Here is a 13,322-nt window from a genome sequence, read left to right as displayed (position 1 = left end):
AATCCTATTTCATAGTATATAAACTATTTCAAACTTTGATGTAAAAATTCTTTCGATAACACATTCATTTTCTCAAGCTTTTCATTTATTTCTTCCCAAGGCATCTCTTTCTTGAGAATTTTATCAAAAGAGTCCTTAGAAAAAGAAGTGATTACATGGTCTATCAAGCCCAAGTAGCTTAATAAACTGACTACACGTTCATTCATACCTTCGGCCTTTCCTGTATTAGGAAGAACAATAAAGTTAGTATTGTTTATCAAAGAAAACACCATACCATGAAATGATGTAGTGACAACTAATTTTGCATTTTTTATTTCGCCAACCCATTGCGGAATAGTTGGTCTATATTTTCCCGAAGAATCATTATTTGCAGAAGCATGAACAACCCTAACTCCATCTATCTGCTTTGCATAATCAACAAATTTATCTTTGTCAGTAATTTCACTATTTCCAAGTGTATAAATAAAGATAGTATTATTTGTTGATGTATCTACCAGTCCTAACATATCATTCCATTCTTCTTTACTAAACAAAAAGGTAGGGTCAAGGACCCACTTTGCCTCTTTCACACCTAAGTTATCACATATCGTAAGTCCACTCTTTTCCCGCACGCTAATAGCGTTAAATTCACGAATATACTTATTGAAAAGAGTTCTAGTGTCATTGTCTAATCTAGTTTGACCAAAACTTGCCGCATATGCGACCTTTCTTACATTAGACCCACCAAAACTTAATAAAAAAGCCTCAGCAGAGACGGAAAATTTATTATTCCAAACCTGATCACTTCCTACAACATAAGCATCAGCATGTGGAGGTCTTTTATTTAGATCACCAATTGAATAATAACTGTCTTCTCCAAAAATTATATGTCTTTTTTTAAAAAGATCAAACTGCCTTTCTTTGTCATAATCTCTACTAAATAATTCTTTAACCGTCCTTTTTAAATATCTTAAAATTGACACCGGTTTTAAAATTGACACGACTTTGCTCTCGGGAATACGGTAATACTTTATTAAAAAAGGCTTATGTCCAATCTTTTTTAAATAACTCTGTAACGCAAATAATTGCAAAATTTGACCGTAGTTATTCTTTGATTCCCAAAAGGTCATTATTCCTATCTTCATTTTCTTTTTCTTAACTTGTGATACATACGTGTTAATGCCCTAAGAACCTTTAGGTCAAAATGCATTAATTTATTGAAATTATCAGCATTTTTTGTTTTATACCAATAAATTAAACTATATTTTCTTGTTCTTTCTCTCTGAATCTGCACCATCATATATGGTAAAGAGATTTTTTCAAAAACTCTTTTTCTTATATACGGGACCTTAATTCCCGACAGTCTTGCCATTCTAACACGAAATTTAAGCCCTCCCCATCGATGAGAAAAGCTGGAAGATTGAGATAAAATTATTTGGCTCTTATCAATCAACGATACTCTCAGATCTCCTTTAGCAATTCCTTCCATAATTATATTATTAGCCAAATTACTACGAGTCACTATGACACTATTACCTAAACCATCAGATCTGTATTGAGGGAGCCATGCATCTCCCAAGGAAATATCAGCTAACTCCGTTAGTACATCCGTACAGAAATCACAAGCTTTCGACTTAAACAACCCTGTTCCCCACATATCCCCAACTTTAGACATTTTCATTTGAAAAAAATCATCTTTTTCATCATATGCTCCAAAAGCGTAATCTGAAGCAGAACTTTTGGGGTCCTTTATTCGATAATCTTGATTTTTATATTTAGTTTGAATTCCCGAACTTTGTGCTAAAAACTCAGTAAAAAATCTGCTCTTCCATCCACCACAAATAATTCCTACCAAAAAGGGGATTTTATTTCTTAATTCCGGATGATAATATTGTTTTAATCGAATAGCTTTGATAAAACAAGCAACTCCTGAAACAGCGATTTTGCCATCTAATTTATCGATTCTCTCAAATAACTTTTCCAAGGTTACAGGAATATACCTAGTTTTTGATATATTAGTTATATCTTCTTTTTTAGAGAACATTTGATACTCATAGGTTCCATTGACTTCTTTTACCACATAAACTGCATCCACAACTTTCCGCTCTAACAATTGCGCAAATATGTATGTCGCTATTCCTCCAGATGAAGATGTTATTCTATGTTCTCTACTATATCCTACAAAAGTTCCCAGGTAACTTCCAATCTTTTCATCCCTATTATCAGTATCTTTTAAGAAAATTTTTGCCAATTTATCTTCATCGGAAATATCTAGTTCTGGTTTTGGATTAAATGGACAAACCCTCATTGTCGTATTAGGAATATCTCCTTTAACATGATAAGGCGAAATAAATCCGAATTTATTCCATCTCATCTCTAAAGTGCCGTTTGATTCTGACACACACACACCGCATCCTGTACACAAATTATTTACAGCGTTTTCCTTTTTACTATTTTCTTTCATGATAACGTTATCTCTTGTAGATTTTTGTCAACAAAATTGACTTAATTAAATTTCTTTCACTTTTCTTTACGCCGACACTATATATTATTAATGTTAAAAAGATCAAGATCACTGTCGATATAGTTACCATCTCAAAGAAAGAGTTTGACGGTCCTATTGCGGCTTGTAATACAAAGTAAAATATTAGACATAAGAAAGAAACCTTAATAATTGGTAACCCTACCTCATTTAAGAATATCCCAACATTTAGATGTATCAATTTTGTCAAGAACAAAACGCGAAATATTAATGTTATGAAAGACAAAAATATAGCCACATATAAAAATGTTGCTGGGTTATTCGTCACCAGAAATAATATATAACTTAACGGTAGATTTAAAAATAAAAGTGACCCCACTACAATTTGATACCATTTAATTTGTCCTGTAGCCAATGCACCTGTTATTAACGGACGAGAAATGGTCTCAATTAATAAATTTACAAGAGTTAGTGTTATAAAGACTCCCGCGAGTTTAGGAGGCTCATTTAACCAGAGCATCAGAATATAATCTACATTATAAATTAACGGAAAAACTATAATGACCAAGAGAAAAAAAGAATATCTAGCTCCCTGAAACATGAGTAGTTGCATTCTTTCAAAATCTCGATTTGCATAATTCTTAAAAATTTGAGGGTTAATAGCTGTTTGAAAATTCGTTACAAACAGAGACACAGCGTTTTGCACTTGCAACATAATTCCGTAAGCGGCATTAAGAGCTGTTCCATACAAAACATTTAATAAAATATTTATACCTTGGGCCTTAGCTACCGCAGCAATATTACCAAACAAATTCCATCCAGAAAACGCCAAGATATCTCGAAGTAAAGAAAAGTCATGGTAAATTTTAAATCGGCTTTCTTTAAAATATCGGAAACAATAAAGCTGATACATAAGTCCCATAAGAAACGTAACAATAAAAATCAAAATAGAATAAACAATCAATTTATCCTGTTCCGAAATTGATATTGCATAGGCTACTACTAGCTTCAATATAACCTCCAACACACCAAATGCAGCAAAAACCCCCATTTTTTCTCTGGCAATAAGAAGTGCATTATAAGGGCCTTGTATGACAGAAAAACATGCCGCTAACAAAGAAAACTGAAATGCCAAACCTGCAGCACTTTGACGATTTATTGATATATTCAATTTGTTATTAACAAACCATCCCCCCAACGTTTCTCCGATTAACAGAAGAATAATTGCAATAGCTATGTGAATTAATAAAGTAGCGTTAAACGTCTTTCTCAGTCCTTCCCAATTTCGCTGTCCTATATCTATAGCTAGAAATCGTTGTGTTCCTGATACCATTGCTGCATTTAAAAAACTGAACAAACTCACTACTCCCCCTACAACAGTATAAATACCATAGTCCTCAATACCCAAAGAAGAAAGGACAACACGAGAAGTATATAAAGATACCCCCATTGTTAACAGCATCCTGATATATAGAAAAATAGTATTTCTCGCTATTGTCTTTCCCGACATATTCTTACTTTCTTGAAGTCGACAATTAATGCTGTGCCTTCTTTATCAAAATCTTGGGCGGAGTCTAAATATGTAACTTATTAATATCTGCTGCAACCATTTCTTTAACCAGAGTCCGCAGATCATATTGGGGTTTCCAGCCTAATTTAGTTTTCGATTTGGTCGGATCGCCAATTAACAGGTCCACTTCAGTCGGGCGATAATATTGCGGGTCAACACGCACTACAACTTTACCGATTTCTAGTTGGTAGCTCGGGTTTGAGCAGGATTTTACTTTTGCAATTTCATTTTCTTCTTCTCCTTCAAACTCTAATTCAACACCGATCTCTGCAAAAGACATCCGTACGAAATCCCGTACCGTAGTAGTAACACCTGTAGCAATCACATAATCCTCTGCTGTGTCTTGTTGCAAAATTCGCCACATAGCCTCTACATAATCTTTGGCATGCCCCCAGTCACGCTGTGCATTGAGGTTTCCTAAATATAGGCAATCCTGCTTACCCAATGCTATCGCTGCTGTCGCCATAGTGATTTTGCGTGTTACAAATGTCTCGCCACGGCGTGGAGATTCGTGGTTAAACAAAATCCCGTTACAAGCATATACATCATAAGCCTCGCGGTAGTTTTTTGTAATCCAGAAGCCGTATATCTTGGCCACACCATAAGGAGAACGCGGATAGAAAGGAGAGTTTTCATCATAAAAACCTCGCTCATTTTTATTTTCTGCAAGACCGCCATATAATTCAGAAGTAGAAGCTTGGTATATTCTCGTTTTTTTCTCCAATCCTAAAATGCGAACCGCCTCCAAAATACGCAAAGTACCTATACCGTCCACATTGGCAACGTATTCCGGTGAGTCAAAGGATACCTTAACATGTGACATGGCTCCAAGATTATAGATTTCATCCGGCTGAACTTCCTGGATAATACGGATGATGTTCGTTGAATCAGTTAGATCTCCATAGTGCAATTTAAAATTGACATGCGCTTCGTGCTGGTCAACATACAAGTGATCGATTCGGTGTGTATTAAAGGAAGAAGCTCTTCTTTTAATACCATGTACCATATACCCTTTTTCCAATAGTAGTTCTGCCAGATATGATCCGTCCTGGCCTGTTATTCCTGTTATAAGCGCTGTTTTCATATTTTCGTAATTTGTGATTCGTGATTCGCGACGTGCTTTAAAGCTTCACTTCTTTATATTTTCCTTCATTTTCTAAAAACCACTCATAAGTGCGTTGTATCCCCTCTGCTAACTCGACTTGATGCTTCCATCCTAATTCGTGCATTTTAGATATATCCATTAGTTTACGTGGCGTGCCATCGGGCTTGGAACTATCCCAAATAATTTCTCCTTGATGGCCAACCGTCTTTTGGATCAGTTCTGCTAGTTCTTTAATAGTCAAATCTTCACCTGTACCTACATTATAGAGGTGCTCTGGCAGAATGTTTTCCAAAGCAAAGATAACCGAACTCGCCATGTCATCTACAAAAAGAAATTCCCGCATCGGCGTACCAGATCCCCATAAAATCACGGGCGCATGATTATCTTGCTTGGCTTCATGGAATTTACGAATCATTGCCGGTAATACATGTGACGTATTCAAATCAAAATTATCATGTGTACCGTAAAGGTTTGTTGGCATCAGGCTCACAAAATCTTTACCGAATTGCTTACGTATCGCCTGACAAGCTTTAACACCTGTTATCTTGGCCATAGCATACCATTCATTTGTCGGCTCTAGACTATCTGTCAACAGATAATCCTCTTTTAACGGTTGTGGAGCAAACTTTGGATAAATGCAGGAAGAGCCAAGAAAAATTAATTTTTCTACTCCGTGTTGTAAAGCAGCATCAATCAAATTATTTTGAATTTGCATATTCTCCATCAAAAATTGATATGGAAAATCATTATTAGCAAGAATTCCTCCTACCCGAGCAGCAGCGTCAATGACGACATCTGGCTTTTCTGCTTCAAAGAATTTATTCACATCAACCTGACTACGCAAATCCAACTCTTTACTCGTCCGACCGATAACATTAGTATATCCCTCTTTTTCCAGAATACGCCAAATTGCCGAGCCGACCATACCTCGATGGCCTGCTATATATATCTTTGCTTCCTTATTCATTTTAGAATTCAAGCCTTTCTAGTCTAATAATTTCGATTGGTGCTTCTCTAACATATTATAGATTTTCTTCACATCCTGTGATTTTTCTTTCTGAACAACCAAAAATGCATCTTTCGTATGAACAAAAATCGTTTGCTTGAGACCAACAAACCCTGTGAACACCTCTGTTCCAATCACAATATTGCCATTCTCATCTTTTGGATATCCATTTGTAATAAAATAATCATATAAGGCCTCAAACGACCCTAAATCTGACCATTCAAAGGTTGTTGGTATCACTCTAATTTTTTTTGAGCGCTCCATTACCGCATAATCTACCGAAATAGATGGAATATCTAATGACAACTGTTCATCCAAAAAACCATCATTTGCATTTTCCCATACAACTTTAGCTTTTTCAAATACCTCCGGTTCATATTGTTCGAGCTCTTCTAAGAAGACAGAAGCCTGAAAACAAAACATACCCGAATTCCATAAAAAATTACCTTTTTCAATAAAATCTTCGGCAGTATCTTGATTTGGTTTTTCTCGAAACGACTTGACTGCGTCTCCATAATATTCTATATAACCATAACCCGTTTCCGGTCTAGTGGGATAAATACCAAAGGTCACAATATGTCCCTCCTTTGCTTTTGCAATTCCGCTTTCGATCGCGTCACGATATTCTTGATCGCCAGCGATCATATGATCGGAAGGCGTCACAATAAGGATATCCTCCGGTTCGACAGCGAAAGCCGCAAATGCAATGGCTGCGGCAGTATTACGTGGTGTAGCTTCTACAATATTCTTATATGGAAGACCACAATTGATCATTGCTTTATGACTCAAATGGGTATTATCTTTATTTCCTACGACAACCACCTGATCGGCCACCTGTTGATTACGCTGCACAGTCATCTCAAACAACGATTGTCCATCAAAAAGAGGTAGATATTGCTTTGGTGATTGCTTCCTTGACAATGGCCATAGACGACTACCGACGCCTCCTGTTAATAATACATGTACTATTTTCATATTCTATTATAATCCTCTGGAATTCTTTTTTTACTTATTCAGGTTTGAGGGAATTCATAGAATATCCCCTATACCTTCACAAATTGTTTCACCCCCTCTTGAATCGATGTTGTGCTCTGATAGCCCAACTGGTTTAAATGCGCCGTATCTGCCACATGCGCGGCACATCTCCGGGTTGCATAGGCATCATATTTTTTCAGCCATTACCGAAGTTCTGTTCCAATGTCTCGATAAACCCCATCAACGAAACCGGCGAACCGTTCCCAATATTAAATACTTGATACAACGGCTGCTTCTTTAGCTACAAGGGCGTTACTTAATAAATAGAAGCCGATAAAACCGACGACTCCTGTAGCGAGTACTTTTTTATATTTCATAGTTTCCCATTTATATATTATTCACCAATGGCATAATATGCGAATCCCAAGCGGTTCAGCTCGTTTCTGTCCAACAGCTTCCGGCCGTCGAATACAAACGAAGGCTTCTTCATACCCTCCTTGACCTTCGCCCAGTCGTAGCCCTTGAATTCATCCCACTCGGTCAGGATGGCTGCAGCATGTGCACCATCCAGGGCCTCGTAAGCGTTGTCTACCACTTTCACTAAGCGACGGTTATCCTCTGGTGAACGGGTGCCCAGGTAATCCAGATCCTTGTAGATCTGTTCGGCAGATACCTTTGGATCATATACCACCACCTGCGCCTCTTCGTCCAGCAGGTGGTCCGCGACGTAGATCGCCGCAGATTCACGCGTATCGTTCGTGTCCTTCTTGAATGCCCAGCCAAGGAATGCAATATGCTTGCCGTTCACCGTGTTGTACATCGTCTGGATGATCTTCTCCGCAAAACGCGTCTTCTGGTGGTCGTTCATGATGATAACCTGTTCCCAGTAGTCCGCTACTTCATGTAGGTTGTATGTCCGCGCAATATAAACCAGGTTCAGGATATCCTTCTGGAAACAGGAACCCCCAAAGCCAACCGAAGCTTTCAGGAACTTACCCCCGATACGGGAATCCTGACCGATGGCACGCGCCACCTCGTCCACGTTCGCACCCGTAACCTCACACAGTTCCGAGATCGCATTGATCGAGGAGACACGCTGCGCCAGGAAAGCATTCGCAACCAGTTTCGACAGCTCCGATGACCATAGGTTCGTCGTCAGGATACGTTCCCGTGGAACCCAGGCTGCGTAAACATTTACCAAAGCTTCGATCGCTTCCGCATCCTCCCCGCCGATCAGTACACGGTCCGGGTTGTGCAGGTCGGTAACAGCCGTGCCCTCTGCTAAAAATTCCGGGTTCGAAAGGATATGGAAATTCACACCATTACCCGTGTTTTCCAAAATATTTTTCAATGCTTCGGCCGTACGCACCGGAAGCGTGGACTTCTCTACAACAATCTTATCATTTTTAGCCACTGCAGCAATCTGACGGGCGCACAGCTCGATAAATTTAAGGTCAGCTGCCTGTCCTTTACCTTTACCATAGGTCTTGGTCGGGGTGTTCACCGAGATAAAGATCATATCGGCTTCACTGATCGCCTTATCTACATCAGTAGAGAAAAACAGGTTGCGGCCGCGTGCTTCCCCAACAACGGCATCCAGGCCAGGCTCGTATACCGGAAGATTATCCAAGTCTTCGTCGTTCCACGCGGCAATACGCGCATGGTTCAGGTCAACGACCGTAACTTCCACATCCGGATTCTTCTGTGCAATGACCGACATCGTCGGCCCCCCGACGTAGCCCGCTCCGATACAGGTGATTTTCTTTATCTCTTTCATTTTATGCGTACAGTTAAGGTTAAAGTCTTGCGTCTACCCACGCTCGGGGCAACATACTTTTTGCGTCAAACACGACACTTTTTTCTTTTTTGAGTTGATTAATATTAATTGTTAAAAAGGCTTGATGTGCTGTCGCCAGGATAATAGCTTCATATTTTGCAATCGGTGTTTCGGAATCGTCCGACACGCCTTCTTCTTTAAGCAGAAGGCCATATTCATTATATACTTCTTCCGCATTTGCCCAAGGATCATATATCTCAACCTCCACACCGTATTCTTTAAGTTCCCGGTAGATTTCCACCACCTTGGTATTTCGGATATCCGGGCAATTCTCTTTGAAAGTTATGCCTAGAATAAGTGCTTTCGCCCCACGGATACTGATATCTTTCGCTACCATCAGCTTCACCACTTTGGAAGCAATAAACGCAGGGATCGAATTATTGACGCGCCTTCCAGATAAAATCACATCAGGGTAATAGCCCAGTTGCTTCGCTTTATGCGTGAGGTAATAGGGGTCGACCGAGATACAGTGTCCGCCCACTAACCCCGGTTTATATGTTAGAAAATTAAATTTCGTGCCAGCAGCTTCCAATACATCATGGGTGTCAATGCCCATCCGGTCAAAAATAAGCGCCAGCTCGTTTACAAACGAAATGTTTACATCCCGTTGGGCATTCTCGATCGCCTTCGATGCTTCCGCTACTTTAATGCTCGGCGCTTTATAAGTGCCCGCCGTAATAATGGTCTTATACAGCCGGTCTATTTCCTCCGCAATCTCCGGTGTAGAACCCGAGGTCACTTTGGTAATCGTCGTTAAGGTATTGATTTTATCGCCCGGATTGATACGCTCTGGCGAATAACCGACGAAGAAATCACGGTTGAACACTAAGCCGGAAGTCTTTTCTAAAACAGGCACGCATTCTTCTTCCGTGCAGCCGGGATAGACCGTGGACTCATAGATCACGATATCACCGTGCTTAATGACCCTGCCCAACATTTCCGAAGCTTTTCTTAATGGACGGAGATCAGGGGTATTAAGTTGGTCAATAGGCGTTGGAACGGTAACAATAAAAATTTGTGCGTCTTGAATATCGGTTATATTGCTAGAAAAGGATAGTCCCACCGATTCCTGGACACTGTTAAGTTGCGTTTCGTCATACCGGGCATCCGTAAATTGTTGAACCGAAGCCCCATCTAAAGTCGAGGTTTCTAGGATCGGGTTGCCTATCAAAGCCGCTTTTAGTTTTTCGATATCAGCCTCCTGGGTTCGATCGATTCCATCCGTCAACTCGCGCACACGCTCTTCATTGATATCGAAACCAACCACCGGAAAATGATGCGCAAACTCGATTGCCAGGGGCAATCCCACATAACCTTGACCAATGACGGCAACCTTTTTCATGCTTTATTTCTTTCCGTTTTTTTCGTTCTCTTTGTCGTACACAATCTTGCGCAACCCAGAGCTAGAAAAACGATGGTCCCGGCTGTTGAAGTAAAGCTCGATACCCTTTTCTTCACAATATTTACGTCCCGTAAAATTCTTGTCTTTGTACTCGTCACCCACAATACGTACATCCAGTTTAAAAGAACGCAGAATGTCTTCCAGATCCTGTTCGGTGGAGTAAGGGACAATTTCATCTACATATTCACAGCCACGTAATTGGATGTAACGCTCTACGACCGTCTGTGTAGGTGCATTTTTCTCGGGACGATCTAGCGTCGGATCCATCTGCAGACCGCAAATCAAATAATCGCATTGGCGCTTTGCCTCGGCCAACATCATAATGTGCCCGGCGTGCAATAGATCAAAAGTGGAAAACGTAATCCCAACGCGAGGGCCTGGATTATAATCTTCTCTTTTTTTAACAACTTTTTTTTCCATAATGTTATTCTTATCTGCTGTTCAATGTTTTTTGCCCCGGTAGACTTTGCCCCCTATAAGCAATAAAAGTGCCAAGTGTTAATTAACTCGATTTTCCCGCCCTTTCTGATAAACCACGATATACGCTCCACTGCTGGGTTTTTCGAAGTTTATCCTGATTTCCTTGTTGATTAATTTCCCGGTTTTCTCGGAGAGGTTCTGTAAATAATCTTTATTAAGGTTTTCGCCAGATACTACGACTTCCAGCTGATCGGATTCCTGCCCTTTGGCATAAGCGCCCACCAGCATCACTTCCTGCACATCGCCGGCACGCTCCATCACATGGTCGACCACCTTGTCTACACCCAGAAAAGAATGTACTAAACGCTGAACAGGGTTAAATAGCGGATGGTCGATATTCGCCCGGTACAACACCTTCTTCTGTTCCTGCTGCCGCTCTAAAAAACCCGCCTCCGTTAATTGATTTAGTTCTTTGCGGATGGCGTTGGTGGATTCATCAAATTCTTCGGCAATGCCCCGTAGATAACCCGTGTTACCTGCCGATACAAAAAATTTGATCAGTAGTTTTAATCTTGTTTTGGAAGTGATCAATGCACCTAGCATACGCTTTTCCTTTATTGAGCAACAAAGGTACTCGATGATTTGCTAAAATGCAAGTTATTATTTTGTTAAGCTTCTACGAACACTTGGTCATACTGGTTTCCATATCTTTTTCGCAGACGCTGCTTAGCCTTTTTGATCGACTCTTGCCCCACCCCTAATAAATTCGCCATGCCGTAATTATTGAGACCGAGCTTTTGCAGCAGGACAATACGCAGTTGTGATTCGGTAAGATGTGGTAGCGTTGCGGTGATTTTGGCGTAAAACGGGCCATACTCCTTTATAAACGTGGTCTTAAAACGTTGCCAATTTTCCTCCGTCATCAGATGTTCATCCAATAGCTGCTCCAACCTTTCCTTTCTTTCTATTACTTCCGCTGAATTCGATCTGCTCAGTTCGGCGACCTCGCCTCTCAATTCCGCAATCGCTGTATTTCGCTCTTTCAGAAAGGTGAGATAGGCCTGTATAGTCTGTTGGGCATCCTCGTATTTCTTTTCGGATTTCAGTTTGTCCAACTGGAAACGGAATAAGCTACGTTCGAACTTGACATGCTGCAGCTTGAGCGCCTGTTTTTTACTCCGAAACAGCAGGAAAGCCATGACCAATAATAACAGGCATGCGCCCGTTAAGGCAAACACATTCATCTTTGACCGCTGCAGCTTGGCAGCATGCACGAGGGAATCCCGCTCAGCCCTGGAACGTTGCAGGGCAAGGTTGACTTTCATCACGGCATTTTCGCCATCGGTATTTTTTAATCGGTTTCGGACGTCCTGTAATTTCGGATAGAGCTCCAGTTGCGCAACGGTATCGTGAAGGGCATGGGCAACAGCTAATTTGAGCTGCAACACGTCTTCGTAGAAGCCACTGAGGTTAGCCTTGTTCCGTGTATAGGCATCCGCTTCTGCCAACAACGCCTGCGCAGCCTCCCACTGTTGGGTGTCCACATACAGATGCGCAAGCCGGATTTGCGCGAACATTAAATTTCGGTTTGCATGGTGTAACCGTGAAAGATGGATATCTTCCAGCAATAGCGCTTCCGCCGATGGAAAATCAGCAGAACGCATGGCCAAAAAGGCCAGCTCCCCCAATACTTTTGCGTAACGAACCGGATCGATATCTTGAGCGAGTTCCTTGGCGGTAAGGTAATGCTCTTCTGCCTTGTCATATTCTTCCAAAGCACTATACTCCCCTCCTATAGCAAAATGTAACTGCGCAAATGCAGACGAATCCGCAAGCAACAACGCTCGGTTAAGATACGCAATAGCGCGTAAATGATCGCCGATATTTCCAAAAAAATAGCCGTTTTTGGTGTAGCAGTCGGACGGATCAATCAGCGTAGCAGGTGCTGTGCTGGACATGGCTTGCGATGATTTTAGGAAGTAAGGAAATGCTTCCTGTAAATACGACATACTGTAGTAATAGAAACCGATCTGGGTATTTGTCCAGATGGATAGTCCGGGCACATTTAAGGTGGACGCTAAGGAATCGGCTTTCTCAAAAGCCAATGCTATCTTGGGATCGACGATGGTGTGATCCTTTGCCCTTTCCTTGGTTTCTTCTACTTTTAGCATGACCGCTAATATCGCCTCTTCAAGGGTATTGCGAGCGGTTATTGCCGACAAGGAACCATTCCTATTCAATACACTGTTAATTTCCGTAAATAGCGTTTCGTGATTCGGCTGTCCACAGGTCGTAAAGGCCATTGTTAATAGCCCTAAAAGCGTTAATCGTACTCGTTGCATTCCAAAGGTAGTAATTCCCGCAAGATAGAAAATATCACCTACTTTTCGAAAGAAACACGGAAAGCAAAAAAGGAAAAGATGCGTTCAGCATAGCTTAAAATTCGACCTTTTCCGCTCCAGCCAGCCGGCAATAAAGCAGAACAAACCACATAAAAAGAAAAGCCAGTGCCCATTTTCATGGTGCACTGGCTATTTTATGATTTT

General features: G+C 40.8%; 11 protein-coding genes. All 11 read right to left on the bottom strand.

All coding sequences use genetic code 11. The features are described from left to right. Positions 1–23: 23 nt before the first annotated feature. The 11 genes from H8B06_RS03160 to H8B06_RS03110 all read right to left on the bottom strand — a co-directional run bounded on the left by H8B06_RS03160 (position 24) and on the right by H8B06_RS03110 (position 13,118). On the bottom strand, positions 24–1,124 hold the full coding sequence (locus H8B06_RS03160) for a polysaccharide pyruvyl transferase family protein (protein WP_190992832.1): 1,101 nt from the start codon (positions 1,122–1,124) through the stop codon (positions 24–26). Then, positions 1,121–2,443, bottom strand: a complete 1,323-nt coding sequence (locus tag H8B06_RS03155) for a Coenzyme F420 hydrogenase/dehydrogenase, beta subunit C-terminal domain (RefSeq protein WP_190992830.1) — start codon at positions 2,441–2,443, stop codon at positions 1,121–1,123. Before H8B06_RS03155 ends, H8B06_RS03160 begins: the two co-directional genes overlap by 4 nt. A 7-nt stretch (positions 2,444–2,450) precedes the next feature. Continuing rightward, on the bottom strand, positions 2,451–3,911 hold the full coding sequence (locus H8B06_RS03150; RefSeq protein ID WP_190992828.1) for a lipopolysaccharide biosynthesis protein: 1,461 nt from the start codon (positions 3,909–3,911) through the stop codon (positions 2,451–2,453). A gap of 124 nt (positions 3,912–4,035) precedes the next feature. Next, positions 4,036–5,115: a GDP-mannose 4,6-dehydratase gene (gmd, locus tag H8B06_RS03145; protein ID WP_190992827.1), complete on the bottom strand. Its 1,080-nt coding sequence runs from the start codon at positions 5,113–5,115 to the stop codon at positions 4,036–4,038. Positions 5,116–5,152: 37 nt separating this feature from the next. After that, positions 5,153–6,103 carry a GDP-L-fucose synthase family protein gene (locus H8B06_RS03140; RefSeq protein WP_190993063.1) on the bottom strand — a complete coding sequence of 317 codons (951 nt, stop codon included), beginning with the start codon at positions 6,101–6,103 and terminating at the stop codon, positions 5,153–5,155. A gap of 18 nt (positions 6,104–6,121) precedes the next feature. Next, a complete protein-coding gene (locus H8B06_RS03135) occupies positions 6,122–7,117 on the bottom strand; it encodes a mannose-1-phosphate guanylyltransferase (RefSeq protein ID WP_190992825.1) in 996 nt (331 codons plus the stop codon). A gap of 394 nt (positions 7,118–7,511) precedes the next feature. Then, on the bottom strand, positions 7,512–8,894 hold the full coding sequence (locus tag H8B06_RS03130; protein ID WP_190992823.1) for a nucleotide sugar dehydrogenase: 1,383 nt from the start codon (positions 8,892–8,894) through the stop codon (positions 7,512–7,514). Between the two features lie 19 nt (positions 8,895–8,913). After that, on the bottom strand, positions 8,914–10,296 hold the full coding sequence (locus tag H8B06_RS03125; protein WP_190992822.1) for a nucleotide sugar dehydrogenase: 1,383 nt from the start codon (positions 10,294–10,296) through the stop codon (positions 8,914–8,916). 3 nt (positions 10,297–10,299) lie between these two features. After that, entirely contained in the window at positions 10,300–10,776 is a 477-nt protein-coding gene (locus tag H8B06_RS03120) for an adenylyltransferase/cytidyltransferase family protein (RefSeq protein WP_190992821.1), read from the bottom strand. A 78-nt stretch (positions 10,777–10,854) separates the two neighbouring features. Next, positions 10,855–11,379 (bottom strand): winged helix-turn-helix domain-containing protein, encoded by a 525-nt coding sequence (locus H8B06_RS03115; RefSeq protein WP_190992820.1) that lies wholly within the window; start codon positions 11,377–11,379, stop codon positions 10,855–10,857. A gap of 65 nt (positions 11,380–11,444) precedes the next feature. After that, positions 11,445–13,118, bottom strand: coding sequence for a tetratricopeptide repeat protein (locus tag H8B06_RS03110; protein WP_190992819.1), 1,674 nt, complete (start codon positions 13,116–13,118; stop codon positions 11,445–11,447). Positions 13,119–13,322: the final 204 nt, after the last annotated feature.

The organism is Sphingobacterium micropteri, from assembly GCF_014692515.1.
GTDB classification, from domain to species: domain Bacteria; phylum Bacteroidota; class Bacteroidia; order Sphingobacteriales; family Sphingobacteriaceae; genus Sphingobacterium; species Sphingobacterium micropteri.
This window is presented reverse-complemented; position numbering and strand designations above follow the sequence as displayed.

Bases quoted from the DNA above. Each gene is read 5' to 3' on its own strand.
- H8B06_RS03160 (WP_190992832.1), bottom strand. From the start codon at position 1,124: ATGAAGATAGGAATAATGACCTTTTGGGAATCAAAGAATAACTACGGT.
- H8B06_RS03135 (WP_190992825.1), bottom strand. From the start codon at position 7,117: ATGAAAATAGTACATGTATTATTAACAGGAGGCGTCGGTAGTCGTCTA.
- H8B06_RS03155 (WP_190992830.1), bottom strand. From the start codon at position 2,443: ATGAAAGAAAATAGTAAAAAGGAAAACGCTGTAAATAATTTGTGTACA.
- H8B06_RS03115 (WP_190992820.1), bottom strand. From the start codon at position 11,379: ATGCTAGGTGCATTGATCACTTCCAAAACAAGATTAAAACTACTGATC.
- H8B06_RS03130 (WP_190992823.1), bottom strand. From the start codon at position 8,894: ATGAAAGAGATAAAGAAAATCACCTGTATCGGAGCGGGCTACGTCGGG.
- gmd (WP_190992827.1), bottom strand. From the start codon at position 5,115: ATGAAAACAGCGCTTATAACAGGAATAACAGGCCAGGACGGATCATAT.
- H8B06_RS03120 (WP_190992821.1), bottom strand. From the start codon at position 10,776: ATGGAAAAAAAAGTTGTTAAAAAAAGAGAAGATTATAATCCAGGCCCT.
- H8B06_RS03125 (WP_190992822.1), bottom strand. From the start codon at position 10,296: ATGAAAAAGGTTGCCGTCATTGGTCAAGGTTATGTGGGATTGCCCCTG.
- H8B06_RS03110 (WP_190992819.1), bottom strand. From the start codon at position 13,118: ATGCAACGAGTACGATTAACGCTTTTAGGGCTATTAACAATGGCCTTT.
- H8B06_RS03140 (WP_190993063.1), bottom strand. From the start codon at position 6,103: ATGAATAAGGAAGCAAAGATATATATAGCAGGCCATCGAGGTATGGTC.
- H8B06_RS03150 (WP_190992828.1), bottom strand. From the start codon at position 3,911: ATGGGGGTATCTTTATATACTTCTCGTGTTGTCCTTTCTTCTTTGGGT.